This is a genomic window from Corynebacterium parakroppenstedtii (genome assembly GCF_019754935.1).
GTDB classification, from domain to species: domain Bacteria; phylum Actinomycetota; class Actinomycetes; order Mycobacteriales; family Mycobacteriaceae; genus Corynebacterium; species Corynebacterium parakroppenstedtii.
In genome coordinates, this window is sequence record NZ_JAGSOA010000001.1 from 52,455 (window position 1) to 73,099 (window position 20,645).

The 20,645-nt window shown below is 58.3% G+C and carries 12 protein-coding genes and 1 pseudogene; 3 read left to right on the forward strand and 10 right to left on the reverse strand.

All coding sequences use genetic code 11. The features are described from left to right. Positions 1-22 precede the first annotated feature (22 nt). Both lnt and cobN read right to left on the reverse strand, forming a co-directional pair. Complete coding sequence (gene lnt, locus KCQ76_RS00255; protein WP_221914768.1) at positions 23-1,996, reverse strand: apolipoprotein N-acyltransferase; 1,974 nt, start codon at positions 1,994-1,996, stop codon at positions 23-25. Positions 1,997-2,052: 56 nt separating this feature from the next. Next, entirely contained in the window at positions 2,053-5,772 is a 3,720-nt protein-coding gene (cobN, locus tag KCQ76_RS00260) for a cobaltochelatase subunit CobN (RefSeq protein ID WP_060941886.1), read from the reverse strand. 193 nt (positions 5,773-5,965) lie between these two features. Here cobN and KCQ76_RS00265 point away from each other — a divergent pair, with 193 nt between their 5' ends. From KCQ76_RS00265 to cobJ, 3 genes and pseudogenes are all read left to right on the forward strand, one after another. Then, positions 5,966-7,189, forward strand: coding sequence for a ferredoxin-like domain-containing protein (locus KCQ76_RS00265; protein WP_046202335.1), 1,224 nt, complete (start codon positions 5,966-5,968; stop codon positions 7,187-7,189). Beyond that, the gene (locus KCQ76_RS00270) at positions 7,182-7,958 is read left to right on the forward strand and encodes a precorrin-8X methylmutase (protein WP_052722270.1); all 777 of its coding nucleotides are present in this window, start codon (positions 7,182-7,184) and stop codon (positions 7,956-7,958) included. The genes KCQ76_RS00265 and KCQ76_RS00270 overlap by 8 nt, the downstream gene beginning before the upstream one ends. Next, positions 7,955-9,546: pseudogene (gene cobJ, locus KCQ76_RS00275) on the forward strand (precorrin-3B C(17)-methyltransferase). Before KCQ76_RS00270 ends, cobJ begins: the two are co-directional and overlap by 4 nt. Here cobJ and KCQ76_RS00280 read toward each other — a convergent pair. The 8 genes from KCQ76_RS00280 to KCQ76_RS00315 form a co-directional block, all read right to left on the reverse strand. Next, positions 9,533-10,255, reverse strand: a complete 723-nt coding sequence (locus KCQ76_RS00280) for a cobalt-precorrin-6A reductase (RefSeq protein ID WP_046202334.1) — start codon at positions 10,253-10,255, stop codon at positions 9,533-9,535. The pseudogene cobJ and the gene KCQ76_RS00280 overlap by 14 nt on opposite strands. Positions 10,256-10,317: 62 nt before the next feature. Beyond that, positions 10,318-11,094 (reverse strand): precorrin-4 C(11)-methyltransferase, encoded by a 777-nt coding sequence (gene cobM / locus KCQ76_RS00285; RefSeq protein WP_046205193.1) that lies wholly within the window; start codon positions 11,092-11,094, stop codon positions 10,318-10,320. Between the two features lie 54 nt (positions 11,095-11,148). Continuing rightward, positions 11,149-12,462: a precorrin-6y C5,15-methyltransferase (decarboxylating) subunit CbiE gene (gene cbiE / locus KCQ76_RS00290; protein WP_082089856.1), complete on the reverse strand. Its 1,314-nt coding sequence runs from the start codon at positions 12,460-12,462 to the stop codon at positions 11,149-11,151. Between the two features lie 13 nt (positions 12,463-12,475). Continuing rightward, positions 12,476-13,711 carry a M24 family metallopeptidase gene (locus KCQ76_RS00295; protein WP_231725294.1) on the reverse strand — a complete coding sequence of 412 codons (1,236 nt, stop codon included), beginning with the start codon at positions 13,709-13,711 and terminating at the stop codon, positions 12,476-12,478. A 36-nt stretch (positions 13,712-13,747) separates the two neighbouring features. Next, positions 13,748-16,612 carry a DEAD/DEAH box helicase gene (locus tag KCQ76_RS00300; protein ID WP_060941885.1) on the reverse strand — a complete coding sequence of 955 codons (2,865 nt, stop codon included), beginning with the start codon at positions 16,610-16,612 and terminating at the stop codon, positions 13,748-13,750. A gap of 106 nt (positions 16,613-16,718) precedes the next feature. Next, positions 16,719-17,963 (reverse strand): twin-arginine translocase subunit TatC, encoded by a 1,245-nt coding sequence (gene tatC, locus KCQ76_RS00305; RefSeq protein ID WP_046202332.1) that lies wholly within the window; start codon positions 17,961-17,963, stop codon positions 16,719-16,721. Between the two features lie 225 nt (positions 17,964-18,188). After that, positions 18,189-18,464: a Sec-independent protein translocase subunit TatA gene (gene tatA, locus KCQ76_RS00310; protein WP_046202331.1), complete on the reverse strand. Its 276-nt coding sequence runs from the start codon at positions 18,462-18,464 to the stop codon at positions 18,189-18,191. A gap of 84 nt (positions 18,465-18,548) precedes the next feature. Then, positions 18,549-20,630 (reverse strand): WYL domain-containing transcriptional regulator, encoded by a 2,082-nt coding sequence (locus KCQ76_RS00315; protein ID WP_221914769.1) that lies wholly within the window; start codon positions 20,628-20,630, stop codon positions 18,549-18,551. Positions 20,631-20,645: the final 15 nt, after the last annotated feature.

Genomic DNA, 20,645 nt, shown 5'->3' on the forward strand with positions numbered 1-20,645 from the left:
CGGTGATCCTCTCTCTTGATAACTACTTTGACTTTACCCGTTGTGGCTTCCGTTGTGAGATAGCGGCACCCAGGACCACGATTGCTCCAAGCCCGCAGAGTGTCCATTCGATGATCGTCGCCGAGTATGAGGCAATGGTTCGCGTCGAACGGAGTGGAAGCTGGGCATGCAGAATCCCCTCCGTGAAAATCTGGGTGCGCTCAGACACTCGTCCGTCAGGCCGAATGATAGCGGACACGCCCGATGTCGCGGCAACGACTGTGGCACGGTCATATTCCACAGAACGCAATCTGCTCATCGCCAACTGCTGGTAGGACATGTCCGTAAAGCCAAAGGTCGCGTTATTCGTCGGGACTGTGAAGATTTGCGCACCACCCTCCACAGCATGTTGGAAGGCGCCATCAAACGCGACTTCATAACAGGTGCCGACGCCGACCGGGATGAGAGCATTCGTTTTGCCCGACCGAACATGGACGACGCCGTTATCGTCGCCAGGGCTGAAATTCCCCGCCATATCCACGTATGACGAGAAGTGCCGGAAAAAGCCTCTCCATGGCATGTACTCCCCGAATGGTTGGAGATAGACCTTATCGTGCCTCTCCCCTGGCCCAGTTTCTGGATCCCAGACGACGACGGTGTTGCGCTCCTGATCACCCGGGTGCGTGAGCGTCCCGACGAGAATCGGGACCCCAACAGCTTCCGCTGCTTGCTGAATCTCATCCCGGGCAAGAGGGTCGAGAAAAGGATCGACGTCCGACGAATTCTCCGGCCACACAACAAAATCTGGCTTCGGCGATTTATGGTCCTCAATGCGACGCGCCAAGGCCAGCGTGGCGTCACGGTGATTCGCCAACACGGCACGCTGCTGGTCATTGAAATCGAGCCCCAACCGCGGGACATTGCCTTGGACGACTGCGACCGTCACCAGGTTCTCGGGTGCCGACGAATCACTGGCGCGGTAGTAGGTGATACCTGATTCTTTGGACACCATTTGTATCGATTGTGCCTGGGTGTCTGACTCGTCGGCTTGTGCCCCGTTGTCTGCCCCGTTGTCCGACCCCGCGACATCGTTCGACTTCGCAAAAGAGTCAATGCGCTCGGTCGAAGGATTCGGTCCCGCATCCACCTGCGACCAAGCCAACCCCGCAACGATGGGAATAACAAGAGTAATGACCAAACCAGGGATCCAAATCCGACGGAAAATGATGGCTATTCCGACCCCCATCGTCACGGTTGCCACAGTGATCAGTGCAGGTCCACCAATTCGGGCGAGAGAAAGCAAGGGGCCAGAGACCTGTCCCCACGCAAGCCGAGTCCATGCAAAGCCACCGAAGGGCCAATGCGACCGTGCATACTCGACAGCGAGATACCACGCGGGAATCCCAATAACGGTAAAGAGGAACTCGTTGGCGGTAATCGTACGATGGGCGCGAACACGGCCACGACCGCTTAAACGATCCTCTGAGGAGGACCCCTTCTTCGACGTCGAGCTATCCCGCGCAGCCTTCGAGCCCCCCTTCTGAGAGCGAGCAGGTGACACATGCGGCTCCCGCTTCCGGGCAGCACGCCCGGCGCGGAGGAGAAAGACAGTTCCCGCGCCGAAGAGCAGGGAATATAGGGCTTCGACGATGGATAAGGCGATCCACGGTAGTGAACCGACGTATTCCCCGATCCAGGGCAGGTAGAAGAGGTAGGTGATGAGCCCTTGGGTGAAGGCGATGAGGGCACCGAGCCACGCGCCGGGCGCGGGTGATTTATCGCTCCATGGTTGGAGGGCGATAATCAGCAAGGCGATGTCGAGTGGGGCTGCGAGCCATAGGCCGTTTGGTTCGTATGACGCGTAGACGCACAGCCCTGCGAATGCGGCGAGCGAGAGTCGTATGACTGTGTAGAGGAATCGCTTGCCGTAGTCGGCTCTGCGTGTGGTGTTGTACAGGCCGGGTGTGTGCGCTGCCTCGTCCCATCGGGGTGTTGATCGTGGGCGCGGTGTGGGCATGGCGTCAAGATTACTACTTGGTGGGCCTGTACTCGGTTATCTCGGTGGCGGTATTTTTAGCGGTCTTCCATTTCTCCTTCGGTTTCTAGGAGGGCTTCGGTGAGCGCGTCGAGGCGGTCTTGGTCGGGGTTTTTCCATAGTCCGCGTTGGGCGGCTTCGAGGAGTCGTTCGGAAATGTCGTGGAGTGCCCATGGGTTGGATTCGCGGAAGAATTCCCGGTTTTCTTCGTTTTCGACGTATTCCTGGGTGAGTTGTTCGTACATCCAGTCGTCCATCATTCCTGCGGTGGCGTCGTATCCGAAGAGGTAGTCGACGGTGGCTGCCATTTCGAATGCGCCTTTATATCCGTGGTTGCGCATTGCTTCGACCCAGCGGGGGTTGACGACGCGGGATCGGAAAACGCGCCGGGATTCTTCGTGGAGTGTGCGGGTGCGGATGGTGTCGGGGCGGGTGGAGTCGCCGATGTAGGCTTCGGGTGATTGGCCTGAGAGTGCTCGGACTGTGGCGACCATGCCGCCGTGGAATTGGAAGTAGTCGTCGGAGTCGGCGATGTCGTGTTCGCGTGTGTCCGTGTTTTTTGCGGCCACTTGGATGCGTGTGTAGGCCTGTTTCATGTCGTCGGCGGCGGGTGCGCCGTCGACTCCACGTCCGTAGGCGTAGCCTCCCCAGGTGCTGTAGACCTCGGCGAGGTCGTCGTCGCTGCGCCAGTTTCCTGCGTCCATGAGTTCGAGGAGGCCTGCGCCGTAGGTGCCGGGTTTTGATCCGAAGATGCGTCGGTGGGCGCGTTCGGCCGGTGTTCCGTTGGCTGTGTCTTCGTTGACGTGGGTGGCGACATAGTTCATGTCGGCGGGTTCGTCGAGGGCGGCGACCATTTGGACGGCGTCGTCAAGAAGGGCGACGACGTGCGGGAAGGCGTCTCGGAAGAAGCCGGAGATGCGGACGGTGGTGTCGATGCGGGGTCGTCCGAGTTCCTCGAGTGGGATGACTTCGAGCCGTGTGACGCGTCGGGATACTTCGTCCCATATCGGTCGGACGCCGAGGAGTGCGAAGACCTCGGCGATGTCGTCGCCGGAGGTGCGCATGGCGGAGGTTCCCCAGGCGCTGATGCCAACGGAGACGGGGTATTTTCCGTCGTTGTCTTGTTTGTAGCGTTCGATGAGGCTGTCGGCGAGGAGTTGACCGGTGTCCCAGGCTAAGCGTGAGGGAATTGCTTTGGGGTCAACTGAATAGAAGTTTCGGCCGGTGGGCAGGGTGTTGATAAGCCCGCGGAGGGGCGATCCCGAGGGGCCGGATTCGATAAACTTCCCGTCGAGTGCTCGTAGAACTTGGTCGAGTTCGCGGCTGGTTTGGCGCAGCCGGGGAACGATCTGCGTGGTGGTGAAATGTAGGATGTCCCGAACGGCGGAAGCATCTGCGCTGTCGGGGAGGCCTGGATCGTGGCGGATATCCTCGAGGACCGTGTCGACGGCGTTATCGTCCCAGTCGTGGTCTGCCAAGGAGGTAACGAGTGCCGACGCGATGTTTTCAATGTCATCGGTGCGGTGCCGTGTTTCTGAACCGTCTTCGTGGAGGCCGAGAGCCTCGCGAAGCCCAGGAAGAGTGTTGATTCCGCCGAAGATTTGTCGAGCGCGCAGCATGGCCAGGACAGTTTCGACGAGCTGCTTACCTTCGGGCGCATGCGAGAGGATGTGCAGCCCGCCGCGAATCTGGGCATCTTTGATTTCGCATAGCCACCCGTCGACGTGCATGAGCATGTCGTCGAAGACATCTTCGTCGGGGCGTTTCTCCCATCCGAGATCCTGGTCCATTTTTGCTGCGGTCAGCAGTGTCCAGATTTCTTGTCGAATAGCCGGCAGCTTCGCGGGGTCCATGGCGGCGATGTTGGCGTGCTCGTCGAGGAGCTGCTCTAGCCGGGTAATGTCGCCATAACTTTCGGCACGGGCCATGGGCGGGATGAGGTGGTCGACGAGGGTGGCGTGGGCGCGGCGTTTGGCCTGAGTGCCCTCCCCTGGGTCATTGACAAGGAATGGGTAGATCAGGGGAAGGTCGCCGATGGACTGGTCGGTGCCGGAATCGGGCCCGAGGGCGACGGTTTTGCCGGGAAGCCATTCCATGTTGCCGTGTTTACCGACGTGGACGATCGCGTCGGCTCCGAAACCGTGACGGTCCGGGGTGCGGCGAATCCATTCATAAGCTGCTAGATAGTGGTGATTTGGGGCTAGGTCGGGGTCGTGGTAAATGCCGACGGGGTTGTCGCCAAAACCGCGGGGCGGTTGCACCATCACAACGATGTTCCCGAAGCGTAGCCCGGCTAGGTAAATGTCTTTTGTTTCTGGGTGGACGTAGAGGTCTCCGGGGGCTTCTCCCCAGGTCTCAATCATGTCTTTCTGGAGGGATTTCGGAAGAGTATCGAAATACTCTTGGTAGTCGGCTGCCGAGAGGCGGAGCTCATTGGCCGCCATCACCTCGTCGGTGAGCCAATCGGGGTCTTGGCCACCAGCGTCGATCAGTGCGTGCATAAACGCGTCCGAGTTCTCGCTGGTTTCGTCGCCAGAGTCAAGCCAGCCGGGAATCTTGGACGTATCCCCCAGGTCGTATCCCGCGTCGTGGAGGGCGTGGAGCAACGCCAACACGGAGGCCGGCGTGTCCAGGCCGACGGCGTTACCGATCCGGGCGTGCTTCGTTGGGTACGCCGACAACATCACCGCGATGCGCTTGGAAGCATTGGCTTTGTGACGCAAGACGGCATGGCGGTCCGCGATGCCCGCCAGACGTGCGCACCGCTCCGGATCGGGGTTATACGAAATGAGGCCGTCGTCGCCAATTTCTTTGAATGAGAACGGGACAGTAATTATGCGCCCATCGAACTCCGGAACGGCGATTTGAGTAGCAACATCCAATGGCGAGGCGCCGTCATCATTGTCTTCCCATGTGCTGCGCGAGCTGGTCAGGGCGAGCCCCTGGATAACGGGGAGATCGAGCTCCGCCAATGCGGAGACGTCCCATGCTCCGTCGTCACCGCCGGCTTGTGCGGTGGCAGGTTTTGTTCCGCCCGCCGCGAGAACCGTTGTGATCAGAGTGTCCATCGTCCCGAGGAACTGGAGAAGATCATTGGACGCCTGACGAAGTGATGCGGTGAAAATCGGAACCGGCACTGCCCCACGGTCGGCAATGGCCTCGCACAGCGCGTCGATATAGCGGGTATTACCAGCTAGATGCTGCGCACGGTAATACAAGACAGCAATGCGTCGAGTATCAGACTCCGCCTCAGACTGGAGGCCTGCCGTGCGGTTATCTTCCCAGCCTTCTAGTATTCCCCATTCAGGCAGATGGATTGGGGCGTCGAAACCTAGGCCGGTGAGAAGCAGAGTGTCGGACAGGAAATTATGAAGGTTGATGAGGTTATTTTTCCCGCCCTCGGCAAGATAGCGGTGGGCGGTGGTGACCACATTCGACGGAGCAGTGGACAGCTCTGTGAGCTCTGCGTCCATAGTCTGTTCACCCGATACGGCAATAGTCGGAATACCTGAGGCGAGAAGCTTATTCAGCCCCTCTTCCCAGGCCCGCCGTCCACCCAAGAGCCGGACGATAATGATGTCTGGCTGGGAACCCGTAGCCCCACCGGATCCCGGAATAGGTGTGCCACCGAGGAGCGCATCAACATCGTCAAGCATCAATCGCGCCGGATTAGCCCAGCGGAACTCCACGTCGGGGTGCTCATTGGCCGCTTTTGCCGTAAGCAGATCGGTGTCAGAAGTGGACAGCAGAAGAATCATGTTTTCCTTTCCGGATACCGCGCCGGACGTTGTTCATATACGGGGTCTGGCTTGACAGTGGCGCGACCGCTCCCTGAGGGATTCCCGTTTCCCGCAACTATCTTAGAGGTCGGGTTGATTATCGGTGGCTACGACCTTTCATCGAGGTCTCATAATACTTTGACGCTGCGTGCACGGGGGTACGGTAGAAACCATGCACAGTGACGGTACTCAGACGACGACCCGGAATCGGGGAGACATGTGCCCCGGTACATTGCGTCTTTTTACTGCATCCGACGGGATGATCGGCCGCGTTCGGTCCCCCGGCGGGTATATCCAGCCGCACCAATGGACGGCATTAGGCGCTATGGCTGACGACTTGGGGGACGGCGACGTCCACATCACGTCGAGGGGAAATATCCAGATTCGTGGTGTGAAATCGGTTGACGATTTTGCTTCTGCCGTGACTGAAGCAGGACTCCTGCCTTATCCACGGCATGATCGGATGCGTAATTATCTTGCCTCTCCCCTGTCAGGACGGTCTGGTTCTATAGGGGACGTGCGCTCCTTGGTTCGTGCCGTTGACCGTGAACTGATCCAGTATGACGACACAGCAGATCTACCTGGCCGAACCCTCTTTGCTTTCGACGACGGACGTGGCGACGTGATTGCAGAGCGCCCGGATTTCGGAGTCGTCGCGACGACGAAGACGCGACCGTCCGACTCCCATGACTTCTTCGACGTCGTGATCGGAGGGGATTATCTGGTGGGCTCGCTCCCCCGGGCGCGCGTCGTCGATAGCCTCGTCGAGTTGGCACGTCAATGGCAGGCCCGGCGCGGTAAGAATTGGCGAATCGAGGAGACTCCCGGCGCGGCTGAGGATCTTGCTCAGTGGGCTCGTGAGAACCTTGTGGGGTTGGAAAATCCGGTTCATGATGTGCTTCCGACGTATGAGGAGTCTGCGGACAATGAGCTGGGGTTGCGCCAGCCTATGGGGTGGATTGACCAGGATGACGGGCGCGTGAGCTTGGCTTGTGTGTTGCCTTTTGGCCGGATGGATTCGGCGTGTGCGCGGTTGTTGGGCGCTGTGGGCAAGCCCTCGACGGTGACATGTTGGCATGGTGTGGTGGTTCATGATTTGACCGCGGCAGAGGCGGATGAGGCTGTGCGTTTTTTGGCTCCGCGCGGTTTGGTCTTCGATGCGGCGTCACCTTTGGCTCGTGTGACAGCGTGTACGGGATTGCCTCAGTGTCGGAAATCCCGTGATGATGTTCGTTCCGATGCGGTGCGGGCTATTAATGCTGGGTCCCTGCCTGGTGGGCGTGTGCATTTTGTGGGGTGTGAGCGTCGTTGTGGTGCGCCGAATATGGATTACACGGAGTTCCTCGCTGAGGGCGATGGTGTTTATGAGACGTCAGAGGTGACTCATCATGCCTGATGTCGTGGGGTCGGCAAGTTCGGAGAGGGCTGGTGGTGCGGTGTATAGCCGGGATCGCTATGTTTCGCTGGGGAATGATATTTATCGCCGTTCGTTCGCGATTATCCGTGACGAGAGTGATTTGAGTCGTTTTACTCCCGACGAAGAGACCGTGGCGGTGCGGATGATTCACGCCGCCGGCGATGTGTCCTTGGCCGACGATATTGTGTTTTCCGACGGTGCTGTCCGGGTGGGGCGGGCGGCTTTGGAGTCGGGTGCGCCGATTTTTACGGATGTCCGGATGGTGTCGAGTGGTGTGACGCGTCGGCGTCTTCCCGCGGATAACGATGTGGAGTGTTTGCTGAATACTCCGGGTGTTACGGAGAAGGCGCATGAATTGTCGACGACGCGGTCGGCGGCGGCTATTGACTTGTGCGCGGATCGGTTGGGTGGCGCGGTGGTAGCAGTGGGGAATGCTCCTACTGCGTTGTTCCATCTGATGGATGTGTTGGCCGCGCGTCCTGATCTGAAGCGGCCGGCGGTGATTATCGGCATTCCTGTTGGTTTTGTGGGTGCGGCTGAGTCGAAGTCTGAGCTGGAGGAACGTGCCGAGTCGTTGGGCGTTGAGTTTATTACGGTTCGTGGGCGTCGTGGTGGTTCTGCGATTACGTGTGCTGCGATTAATGCTTTGGCCCGGCGGAATGAGCTCATGGATGAAGCCCCTGCTACGACGAAAGGCGCGGCGGAGCGTAACGGCGCGGCCATCAAGGGTGAGGCGGACTATCGGTGACAGAGTCGGGGCATTTGTACGGTTTAGGGCTAGGCCCAGGCGATTCAGGCCTGGTCACGGTGGCGGCGGCGAAGATCATTGGGTCGGCCGACGTCGTGGCATTCCATGCTGGCACGCATGGCCATTCGACGGCGCGGAGTATCGCCGCCCCGTATTTGGGCAGTGACAATCCAGATCAGATCGAGGAGCTACTCACCTACCCCGTCACGACGGGCGTCGCCGACCATGCTGGCGGCTATGCGGGAGCTTTAGGAGAGTTTTATGCCAGCGCCACCGCTCGATTGGCTCACCACCTTGACCAGGGACGCTCCGTCGCAGTCCTCAGCCTCGGGGACCCCATGCTGTACAGCTCCTACCAGCACCTTCATCGAGCTTTAGCAGACCGCTACCCCACTACTGTTATCCCCGGGGTCACATCGATCACTGCTGCCGCAGCCTCCGTCGGGCGGCCATTGGTCGAAAAAGATGAAACACTGGGTGTTATCCCGGGAACTTTATCTGAAGATGAGCTGATGCAGCGGTTATCGCAGTCCGACGGTGCCGTCGTGATGAAGTTGGGGCGAACATTTCCGACGGTTCGCCGGGCGCTGGTGCGGGTCGGTCAAGCTGATCGTGCCTATGTTGTTGTGCGGGCCACGATGGATGGTGAGCAGGTCATTCCTCTGCTCGAGGTGGACCCCGCTGCCGTGCCGTATTTCGCTGTTGCTGTGGTGCCGTCACCGACTGATAGCGAATTGCGGCGGTCGGCAGAAGGACCGATAGAAAGAAGTAAATGACAATGGAACACACATCAATGGGCGAGGTTGTTGTTATCGGGCTGGGGCCTGGCAACTCTGAGTGGATTACTCCGGAGGCGTCGGAAGAATTGGCCCGAGCCACCGATGTGGTGGGCTACTCCACATACGTCAAGCGTGTTCCTGAAATCCCAGGTCAGCGACGGCATCTCTCGGACAACAAAGTAGAAGCAGTTCGGGCGGCCATGGCTTTGGACATGGCCCGGCGCGGCAGCCGGGTGGCTGTGGTGTCTTCTGGTGACCCCGGGGTGTTTGCGATGGCTGCTGCCGTTCTTGAGACGGCAGATGATGATCAGTGGCGGGATGTTCCGGTGAGAATTGTGCCGGGGATGACGGCGGCCCAAGCGGTGGCAAGCCGCGTGGGGGCACCATTGGGCCATGATTTTGGCATGGTGTCGCTGTCGGATCGGTTGAAGCCGTGGGATGTGGTGGTCAAGCGTGTTCGCGCTTTGGCGGGCGCGGATATGGCCTTTGCTGTTTATAACCCGGCGTCGAAGTCGCGTCGGTGGCAGGTCGGTGCCTTGCGGGACATCGTGCTGGAATTCCAGAAGCCAGATACCCCGGTCATTGTGGCCCGGGCGGTGGGGTCTGCCGGTGAATCAGTAACCGTGACGACGTTGGCGGAGCTTGACCCCGGTGTCGTGGATATGCGGACGATGCTGATAGTGGGAGCATCGACAACGCATGTGTACGACGGGCCCGATGGTCGTCGCGTCTTTACTGCTCGGCATTATGAGGCGCCCGCTACAGGTGACCGAGGGGTTACACAGGACCAAGTTCTTAAAGATGACTGAGTGCCTCCACGGCTTCATCTGCTGAGGGCACAACCCATGTGGCCGGTAGTGGTGGCCGATCAACGATGATGACTGGGATATTAAGGCTCCGCGCGGCCTCAAGTTTGGGATAGGTTGATCCCCCCGAGTTTTTGGTGACGACAACATCGATTTGATTGTCAATGAGCGTCTTCTTCTCCGAGGCGAGGCTGAAAGGGCCGCGGTCAAGAATAATGCGGTGTCGGGCCGGCAACGGCGCAGATGGTTGTTCGACGCTGCGGATGACGTAGAGGTTATCCGGGTCGTCGGCAAAAGGAGCGAGTTGCTGTCGGCCGATCGTAAGAAATATGTGAGCAAAACGTTGAGCCTTCAGAGCTGCCTCACGCATAGTGGCAACGTGGATCCACCGATCCCCCGGCTGCTCTTCCCAAGCAGGACGATGAAGCGCCAACAAGGGGACCTGCGTCGCACGAGCTGCCTCATATGCGGACGTGCTAATGCGCTCGGCGAAGGGATGCGTGGCGTCGACAATAACGTCAACATTTTCGTCGAGTATCCACCGTGCCAAACCGGATGGCCCACCGAACCCGCCGATACGAACCTCCCCCGCGGGAAGTCGGGGATGTTTCACTCGTCCAGCTAACGACGTCGTAATATGCCACCCTTTATTGACTAAAAGAGTAGCTAGTTCTCGAGCTTCAGCGGTTCCACCAAGTATGAGAGCGCGCATAGGTGAAGAAGTGTCCTTAATAGTCATTGAGCCGGAATCCACTCCGACGGCGGGCAGGCGGATTAGTCGTGGCTACAGGGGATGGTACGTCCGTGCGCATCACGGGGCCGGTCGTCAGAATAAAGGAAACTATCGGGGAACTCATCTGCGGCCAAACTTTGTCCCACGATAATGACTGCGGTCCGCGTGATACCTTCCGCGGCAATATCGTCGGGTAGTTTGCTCAGCGTTGTGCGGAGAACACACTCATTCGGACGAGACGCGAACGCAACAACAGCTACAGGACAATCGGCGCCGTATGTTGGGGTGAGTTCATCACTGATGCGCTGGGCATCGTGCGCCGCAAGATGAATACACAAAGTCGCACCATGCGAGCCCAATTCCGGCAACGACTCCCCCTCCGGCATCGATGATGCACGCCCCGAGATCCTCGTCAAGATCACCGATTGCCCAATCGTGGGAACGGTAAGCTCATGGCCTAATGACGCAGCCGCGGCAGAGAAAGCCGGAACCCCCGGAACGATTTCATAGTCAATATTTCGCTCCACGAGACGACGTGCCTGTTCGGCCAGGGCAGACCAGAGCGAGGGATCCCCCGATTGCAACCGAGCAACGTCCTTGCCCTCACTATCGGCCTTCGCGATTGTCTCCACGATGGCATCAAGAGGCATCCGGGCAGTGTTAATAACATCAGCACCCTCGGGGCAATGCTCCAGAACCTCGGGCGGGACGATAGATCCAGCGTAGAGGCACACCTCGCAACGTCTGATCAACGCATCTGCCCGCAGGGTGAGCAGGTCAGCCGCGCCGGGCCCGGCACCAATGAAATAGACAGTCATGAATACACACCTTTTCAGCCAGTGGTATTTAAGCAGCAGAAGCACCGCTACGCGTTATACCACCGGTTTTGTTGTGACGAAACGAATAATCGGGAGAGCGGGCCGCCACGCATGGAACGATCCCAAGGCTGAATGATGAGAAACGTCAAAGCGCGTTAATGAGCCACCCCACTTTTCCTGAAGCTCTAGCACCATCTGCTCCGACTCCACAGTCACAGCGTTGGCGACGAACCGCCCACCAGGGCGCAACGCTTCCCAAGCACGGTCGACGACACCGGGGTGCGTCAGTCCCCCGCCGATGAACACCGCATCGGGGGACGGTAAATCGTCAAGGGCTTCGGGCGCTTTCCCGTGCATGACAGTGACCGGGTAGCCCAGTGAGTTTGTCGTAATTCGTGCAGCTCTCTCATGGACATGCTCAATCACATAGGACTCTGCACCCCGCGCGAGCCGGCACCACTCGACGCTGACCGAGCCCGATCCCCCACCGATATCCCAAAGAATCTCTCCCGGATGCGGTGCTAGGGCAGCCAAGGTCAGCGCGCGAATGTCGGATTTAGTCAATTGACCATCATTCGCGTAGGTTTCATCCGGTCTACCCGGTGCACGACTGAGCCCAACTTTCGTGGGCGTGACTGCCACAATGCACAAATTCGACTGGGCATCGAGCGCCTCAGGCTGACGCGCCGTAGAGACCGTATGGGTCTCATGTGACGACCCCAAATCTGACAGCAGATCAACCCGTGCGTCACCCAGCCCATGCGAGCACAGGTAGTCGCAGATATCCGACGGTGAATGACTATCGCGGCACAGGACGAGGAAAGGGATTCCGTCGTCGCATAGTAGGCCGAGTATTTCGACGGGCTTGGTCAAAAGGCTCACGACAGGTGTTGTATTAAGCCCCCACCCTAAACGCGCACATGCCAAACTTGCCGACGATGCTGCCGGGATCACAGTGAACGCATCGGGCCCGAGAATCCGCGCCAGCGTCGTACCGATGCCGAAAAACATCGGGTCGCCACTGGCCAGGACAACAACCCGGCGATCCGCGAGGGAGTCGAACAATTCTGCGATGTGCGGAACCAGCGGTGACGGCCACGGTTTCTTCGTTGCCTGACAACTATCCGGAACGAGTTGAAGTTGCCGCCAGGACCCGACGACGACATCAGCGCTCGTGATGGCGCGGTGGGCGCGCTCCCCTATGCCGTCCATCCCATCGGCTCCAATACCGACGACAATGATCCACCCACTGCCGTCATGCCCCAATAATGGGTTGCGCCGGTGCGGGTTGGTGCCGGATAGGTGCGAATCTGATTCGTCACTGTCGCGTGGCGGGGTATCGACCGCCCTTAGAGGTGAGCTTGTCATGACAGTGCGCTCACTATTTTTCAGTCCGGACGAGGTCATGCGTTTGGTTATTGACTGACGTAGCACCGTCGTCGGTAACGATCAGAATATCCTCGATGCGGGCTCCCCACTCGCCTTCCAGGTAAATCCCTGGTTCTACCGAAAACGCCATTCCGGGTTCGAGGACCAATTCATTGCCTGTCACGATAAACGGTTCTTCGTGGGTGGATAGGCCGATACCGTGGCCCGTCCGGTGAATGAAGTTATCGCCATATCCCGCCGCGGTAATGACATTTCGGGCAATGGCATCGATCTGTGCAGCGGATACACCGGGCTTCGCCGCTGATACGGCTTCCTTCTGCGCCTGCTGGAGGACATCGTAGATTTCTTGTTGCTTCTCGGTGGGCTCACCCACAACATATGTGCGTGTGCAGTCCGAGTGATAGCCATTAAGTGTTCCGCCGATATCGACGACGACGACGTCGCCGGCGGAGATTATGCGGTCCGAGTATTCGTGGTGCGGATTCGCGCCGTTCGGTCCTGATCCGACGATGATGAAGTCGACGGCTTGGTGCTCTTTGAGAATGAGTTGTTCGATGTCGCGAGCGACATCACGCTCAGTACGGCCGTCGCGGAGCAGGCCCGGGACTGCTGCGTGGACTCGGTCGATGGCCTGGCCCGCTGCGGTGAGCTGCTCAATCTCGTAGGCGTCTTTCCTCATCAACAGCTCTCGGAGCACAGGTCCGGCTAACACCCAGCGATAGCCGCGATCCTGCAGAGGAAGAAGATGATCAGCGGTCATCGTTGAGCCGACACCCACTGTCCCCGACGGAGTATCTCCTTCGTCATTGCTGGGGTTACTCGATGTCAGCACACGAATAACCGAGTCATGAGGATCTTGTCCATCGACCCAATAGTCGACTGTGACCTCAGATCGGGGAACGTAGCTATCCTCGATTTCTCCGCGTTCGACAGCTGGAGCCACCAGGACGGCACGGTCATGCGTAATAACAAGAGCAGTCAGGCGCTCGTGCGAAAATAAGGGCGTCCCGATGAAATACTCCAGCTCGACGCCTGAACCGAAAACGAGGCCCTCTAGCTGGTTGTCTTTCACCAACCGACGGGCCCGCTCAAGGCGGCTAGCGAAGGCCGCGTCACGATCATGCTCACTGTTCGTGCCCGACTGCGCTGCTGGAGAACCAGACACGTCGTTCGATGGATTGTCGCCAGAGGAAACGTCGTTTGTCGTTTGCGAAGTCGATTGAGTCATATCTAAGACACTACTAGGCATTTTTGGTGATCGCGTTTAGCTCCCCATGGCAACGACGCCTCGACGCATGGCCTCCACTGCTTGCCGAGCATGCGCGCGAATATCGTTGGAATATCCTGCTGTTTTAATTTGGTTGAGCACGTCGATCACTTGACGACACGACCGGACAAAATCACCTGGTGTTAGAGATGCTCCGTTCGCCGCGGCGGCTTGAACGCAATATGCCAAAGGCGCACCGGCAGTCCACTGGTGCATCGCTGTGGACAGCTCGGTCTCAATCGGCCTGGTCATGGGGAGATGATGTCGCTCTTCATCGGTAACGATCTCCTCCCAGAGACGCTCAGTGTTTTCTATCGCCGTGGCTAACGGCTGCGTCGGGACCTCAACCTCTCCTGGAACCGACTTGCGGTTCTCGAAGACGCAGGTGCTCACCACCCCTGCGAGCTCAGCGGGATCCAAGTCATCCCAAATCTTTCGTCGCAAACACTGAGCAATGAGCAAATCCGACTGATTGTGAATCCGTGCCAGACGTAGGCCTTCTTCGGTTAATGACAAGTCATGGGTGTCATCGGCATCTTTTTGGGCAGCGTCGCTGGAGGTCGCCGGGCCGGGTTCGTCGTCGATGGGCGGATCCACGTAGTCCATCTCACGCAGCAGTGCGATCATCCTGTCGAACGTAGAGACCAGCGTATCCGCATCGAGCACTCTTCCGGACGCGCCCGAAACCGACTGTGCATCCGATTGATCTGCTATTTTCTCCCGCGTGCGCGCTAAACGAGCAAAGGCACGAACGAGCTCTTCCCGGTTCTCCCAGTTGTGCACTGGGTGGGCGCGCAGCTCTTTCCTCAACGACTTGATTGTGGCGTTCTTTCTCACGCGGGCTTTGGGCTTGAGAGACCGAGGCCGATGGAAAGATTGACGACGGAACTCAGAGCGGACAAGTGAGCGTGCTCGTTTGGGGTGACGAGACACATCTCGAGGGAGACGCATCCGCCCCACGGTCATGGGCACATTGCCTAGCTCATCTGCATGGAGTTGACCCACTCGCCCATCTTCCGTGATCACCATTGGCCGTGGATCCTGGCCATTCGTATCTGGGGTTTCACGGTCATGGTGTCGACGGCGGCCGCGGTAGCGTCGCGACGAATCGTGGCGGTGTTTCTCCTTAGACCCCTTACCTGCCCCAGCAGCTCTGACGCACACAGCCAATGCGGGGTTGCGGCCTTCGGGAAGTGCGATCACGTCACCCACGGTGAGCGAACCGAGACAACGAGAGATTTCCTTAAAACGCTCTTTCCGGTTCTCTGCCTGGGTTTTCTTCTCCTCATGGGAGAGATTTCTACGAATAGCGACGTATTCTGCCAGTTTATTTTCGGATCGGTGCCCGAGGAGCTCCAGAAGCTCATCATGCTGAGAATCCGCGTGACGCTGGTGAGCGCGTCGCTGATGAGCACGAGCAACCACATCCTCATTCGCCAAGAACTGGGCAAATGATCGCTCTAGCAGGCGGTGCGATTTCTCAACCCCCAGCGTATTGAGCAGATTGACGGACATGTTGTAGCCAGGGCGGAACGTCGAAATCAGCGGATAAGTTCGTGTCGACGCCAACCCTGCGACAGCTTCTGGATCCATCGACGGCTGCCAGAGCACCACGGCGTTTCCCAATACGTCGATACCGCGACGCCCGGCGCGGCCGGTGAGCTGGGTGTATTGCGCAGGAGTGAGATCAACATGGGCTTCGCCGTTGAATTTGACGAGTGATTCGAGGACGACGGTGCGGGCAGGCATGTTGATCCCGAGCGCTAGTGTTTCTGTGGCGAAGACGACTTTGAGTAAGCCACGCACGAATAGTTTTTCGACGATGTGTCTGAAGGCGGGCAGCATCCCGGCGTGGTGTGCTGCAATTCCCCGCGAGAGGTTGGTGCGCCATCGGCGGAACCCCATGAGGTCCAAGTCCTCGTGAGGGATGTCAGCGGTGTCGGCGTCGATAATGGAGAGGATTTCGCGTGCTTCGTCGCGCGTGGTGAGATGTACTCGCGCTGTGTAGCACTGGGCTAGCGCTCCTTCGCAGCCGGCTCGGGAGAAGATGAATATGATCGCGGGGAGCATGGATGCTGCCTGCAGCTGCCCGATTACGGCTGGCCGGTGTGGGCGTTTACGTCGGCCGTTACTTCGCCGTTCCGCGGCCGCGCATCGTGAGACTAGTTCTGGGTTGATCGGGGCTGATAGTTCCTGCGTAGCGTCGTCATTGTCTCGCGAAAATAGCGGGATTATGGAGTTTCCTACCAGCATGTATTGGTGAAGTGGGACCGGGCGGTGCTCCCAGACGATGATGTCGGTGTCGCCGCGGGTCATCTTTATCCACTCGCCGAATTGTTCGATATTGGAGACGGTGGCGGAGAGAGCGACGATAGATACCGACTCGTCCAAGTTGAGGATGATTTCTTCCCATACTGGGCCGCGTTCTGGGTCGGCAAGGTAGTGGACCTCATCCATTACGACGTGGGAGAGGTTGTCCAAAGAGTCTGCGTCGGCGTAAATCATGTTCCGCAGGACTTCAGTGGTCATGACGATGACGTCGGCATCCCTATTGATGGAGACGTCCCCGGTCATCAGCCCCACACGGTCATCACCGTAGGTGTAGCGGAGGTCGTTGTATTTCTGGTTCGACAGGGCCTTAATAGGGGTCGTGTAAAAACAGCGTTTGCCTGTTTCTAGTGCGAGAAATACGGCAAATTCTCCGACGATTGTTTTTCCTGAGCCCGTTGGTGCGCTGACGAGTACTCCGCGGCCCCGTTCGATGGCGTTACATCCGTCAATCTGGAATTGGTCGAACGGGAAATCGTGCTGGTGCGCGAAACGGTGGAAAATAGGAAGGTCCTCGGCTGACGCTTCGGTCACACTTCTCCTTGTCGATTGTCAGTTCTTAATTGTGGTGTCGGTCATGAGGTTTGTGGTGTTGTGCGGTCGTTGCGCGCCCACAGTTTTCGTGTGCACAATGTAGCCGTTAGAGGACGTCGTCGAAACTGCTGGATTGGATTGTGTCCTGGCCGGGCTTACTGTCGTCGTCTCCAGTGGAATCGTTCCATGATCGTGGGCCCCGACGGAGCACTGCTGCTGGTGGAGCGTGGTGTGCGCCTGGAGTCGGCGAGTCAGACGGTGCCGGGTTCGGCGTCGGTGTGGGCGGCTCACTGGCCGACGGGGCGCCCGATGGGGCTGTCACGGGCGAAGGTTTCGGTATCGGCCCTGATCCTCCGGCGGGGTGGGCATCTCCCCCGCCGGCAACGCCTTTTCGCTGCCCGTCGTAAATTGACTCTGCTGCGGGGATAGATGATGGTGCAACCTTCAGGGGGGAGGCTTCGTCGTCACTTAAACCCTCCCACTCGGACACATGCCGGGCAACGCGGCGGTCATGGATTCGCGTGAATTGCAGGGCTAACTCCATAAGAACAACCAGTGTGAGGGCGAGGACCAGCATGGAAATGGGATCCTGCCCTGGTGTGGCAATGGCAGCGAAGATGAAGATCACGACAATCATGATTCGCCGCTTGTCCTTGAGCTGCTCATAATGCACAACCCCAGCGAGGTTAAGCATCGCAGTAAAAAGTGGTACTTCGAAACTCAAGCCAAATACGAGAATCAGTGCGATAACGAAATTGAAGTATTTCTCACCGGTCAGCGCGGAAATCTGAGTGCTATCGCCCAGATGGAGCAGAACATCTAATCCCATCGGAAGGACGAGGTAGGCAGCAACAACGCCCAAAACGAAAAGGAACCCGGCGATGGTTCCCACGGATAGTGTCCAGCGTCGCTCGTTTTTCAAAAGTCCCGGGGTGATAAACCGCCATATTTCGACAAGCCAGATGGGGCACGCCATCACAAGTCCGGCCAATCCGCCCATCTTCATACGAAGCATGAACATTTCGAAAGGACTCGTGGCGAGAAGACGGCACTCGTTATCCGCAGAAAATGTTGCGCGGGCCGACGGGGGTAACGAACAATACGGCTCTTTGAGAATCTCGCCGAGACTAGGGAGCCGTGGCACGTGGAGGGGCCCGATGGCCCAGGCCGGGATTCCGTGTTCGTACCAGATAAACCCGATGATTGTTGTGACGGCAATGGCTGCGAGAGCCCGCAATAGCCGTGTACGGAGTTCGCGCAAGTGATCGACGATGGACATGGTTCCATCTGGATTCTTCTTGGCTTTGCGAGACACGCGTCCACCCTTGCTTACCGACGTTGATTGAGTCACGAGCGGCTGTTCTCCCGTGCTTCTTAACACAAGTGTTCGCGCCGAGATGCATCGATTGCGTCGTCATGAGCACGACGGTCACTATCTTTGTGTGGCGGATACACTCGGCGGCGGTCACTGTGAGGAGAACACGGTTCTCTCATGCCCCAGCTAGTGGGAACGGCTGTAGAAAACAGCTACAGAGAACAAAACGTGACAGTGTTATGACAATACTGTTGTGTGCCTTTAGGCGGGATGCTTCTTTTCGTCCTTGGACTCCACCGTCACCGTTGGCTGAGGTGTGTCGGTTGACGATGCTGAGGTGATCTCATCAGTCTTGGTTGCTGCAGTGGAGGTCTTTTCCGTCTCTGCTCCGTCGTTCTTCATTTCTGAAACTTCAGATTTGAAGATGCGCATGGAACGACCAACTGAACGCGCAGCGTCAGGAAGTTTCTTCCATCCAAAGAGGACGAGTATGACGACTGCGATGAGAACGAGTTCTGGAAACCCTAGGTTAGCCATGGTGTACACCTTACGACGTGTCGGTGAGTAACGCAGAAGCCACCCCCGCAGCTTTGTCGATGCGCGGGCGCGACTAGACGGTGCCTAACGATACCGGAGTAATCCGTCTTCTGCACGGTCTCTTACGGAATCGCGCACCGTGGGCTCAAGAGGAATGATCGATCCTCCGTGCCTGAGTATGAAGCTCTGAATCCACTCGGGACGCCCAAGGACGTCAACAATAAGGCCGCCTTTAAATTCGGCAACAGGCCATACATGTTCATAGTCGACAACCCATCGCGCCTCAGGTGCGACCCACACTCGAGCCCAATGTGGGCTTTCCCGGAAACCGAAGGGATCAAGCGGATTAAGGGTGGAGCGTAATCGGTCTCGTTTTTTAGCACTCAGTGTCGACGGTTCCCGTTGCTCCAATGATTGGATTCGGTCAATGCGGAAGTGTCGGATCCTGTTTTTTTGAGCCTGGGCCTCGCCCGTGGACTGGTTGTCCCCCGCGTCGGCGTGGTCGTGCGCGCCAGTCAGGGATAGTCCTCGAAGATAGCTCACTCCATCGACGACCATAATCGAGAGCGGATCGACGAGACGTGGTGTTGCCCCCGCATCGCCGAGGGAATCGGCGTACGCGATGGCGATAGTTGTGCGCGTGTTTACAGCGTCGGCAAGGTCGTTGACCAGAGATTTTCCGCCGCCTTGTGTCGCGCGGGCAATGGCGTCGGCATGATTGCCAGCCATCGTTCTTAGCTTGTCTTCGGTGCGATGAATGGCCTCGGCGTCGGCAATCCCCGGAATAGAGTCAATAGTCTCCAACGCCATGAGGATCGCGCTGGCTTCTTCCATAGTGAGTCCCACCGGCGCGGTCAGACCTTGATCCGCCCACAACGAGATGTGCCGGGGATCAGCGTCGATGTCGATCAAGTCCCCGCCGGATAATCCCGGAAGACCACAAAACGTGAGTGTGGTGATATCGTTTTTCAGCTGCGTCGGCGACATAGCCAGGTCATGGGCTGCCTCAAAGAGAGTGACCCCGGGATGCTGTCGGAGGTAAGGAACAATCGTGAGGAGACGTAATAGTTCCGTGTGGTGTTGATCCGAAATGCTCACCGCAGCTGGTGCATCAACGGAATGGTCGGTCTCGTTGAGAGGAGGCACACTCGACGGTAGTGTCCACGCTGTGGAGCTCGTTATCCCCGTAATCAGGGATTTCAATTGGTTTGCGATGGTAATCCGGTAGTCGCCAGACTCCTCGACTACGATCTCCGGTGCTTCGGCCAGGACACAAGACCGCAGCTGTCCCGCGTCATCATCAGCAATAACCCAGCGCGTGTCACTGCGTTTCTCCGGATGAAGGTTGTGGGAGCGCAAGAGCTCAATAATTCGCCCGCTGTTATCTGGCGACACGCTAATCACAGCATGGGTAGATTGACCACCGCCATCACGGTGAAGCTGTGACCGGACGAGTTCACCAGGAGCAATAGCTGCCCGTTGATCAGTGTGGGTAGCCGGGGTATCGGTGTCTTGAAGGGAGTTAATTCGAGCGAGCCGGAAGCTACGTGGCTTCTCGCGGTCACGGTCAAAGCAGGCGAGGTACCACCGTCCACTCTCAGGAACGAGTGCCCAAGGCTCAACAGTGCGCAGCGAGGGCTCGTCTTCGATCGACGGATAGTACAGGAACTGGACGACGGTTGACTCCGTGATAGCCCGCAGCAACGTGGAAAAATCAGGCCCCGTGAGGTCGGTACTGTCCGGTACGCCATGTATCGGAGCTACTGTTCCGAGTGAACCCGCCGCCGAAAGTTTGACCCAGGCCCGTCGCCCCAATGCGGCAAGGTCCCCGGACAAGGCGAATTGGCTGGCCAGGGCGATGACTCCCATCTCTTCCTGTGTGAAGTGGACGTCGACAGTTTGTGTGAAGTCCATCAGATAACCGTCATCGGTCGCGTCGATATCGAATCCGAGATCACGGAGTTGGGCAATGTCGCGGTTGAGCTTCCGCCTGCTCGATTCCTGCGATCCATCCTCATAACCGCTGACATGCTCGATAAGCCACTTACCGTTGAGGGGCCGGGAGGAATCCTTGAGTGCCAGCACAAGGTTGATGAGCCGCTCGTAGGTGGCTTGGTTGCGTCGGGACGTCGAGCTGGTCTGAGAGCGGTCACTCGGTGGAGCCATGGCTAATCGCCTCGT

What these genes read in the sequence shown, in the direction of transcription:
- KCQ76_RS00295 (WP_231725294.1), bottom strand. Translation starts at nt 13,711, where the DNA reads ATGACTCAATCGACTTCGCAAACGACAAACGACGTTTCCTCTGGCGAC.
- tatA (WP_046202331.1), bottom strand. Translation starts at nt 18,464, where the DNA reads ATGGCTAACCTAGGGTTTCCAGAACTCGTTCTCATCGCAGTCGTCATA.
- lnt (WP_221914768.1), bottom strand. Translation starts at nt 1,996, where the DNA reads ATGCCCACACCGCGCCCACGATCAACACCCCGATGGGACGAGGCAGCG.
- cobN (WP_060941886.1), bottom strand. Translation starts at nt 5,772, where the DNA reads ATGATTCTTCTGCTGTCCACTTCTGACACCGATCTGCTTACGGCAAAA.
- KCQ76_RS00265 (WP_046202335.1), top strand. Translation starts at nt 5,966, where the DNA reads ATGCACAGTGACGGTACTCAGACGACGACCCGGAATCGGGGAGACATG.
- KCQ76_RS00280 (WP_046202334.1), bottom strand. Translation starts at nt 10,255, where the DNA reads ATGCGCGCTCTCATACTTGGTGGAACCGCTGAAGCTCGAGAACTAGCT.
- KCQ76_RS00315 (WP_221914769.1), bottom strand. Translation starts at nt 20,630, where the DNA reads ATGGCTCCACCGAGTGACCGCTCTCAGACCAGCTCGACGTCCCGACGC.
- cobM (WP_046205193.1), bottom strand. Translation starts at nt 11,094, where the DNA reads ATGACTGTCTATTTCATTGGTGCCGGGCCCGGCGCGGCTGACCTGCTC.
- KCQ76_RS00270 (WP_052722270.1), top strand. Translation starts at nt 7,182, where the DNA reads ATGCCTGATGTCGTGGGGTCGGCAAGTTCGGAGAGGGCTGGTGGTGCG.
- cbiE (WP_082089856.1), bottom strand. Translation starts at nt 12,462, where the DNA reads ATGACAAGCTCACCTCTAAGGGCGGTCGATACCCCGCCACGCGACAGT.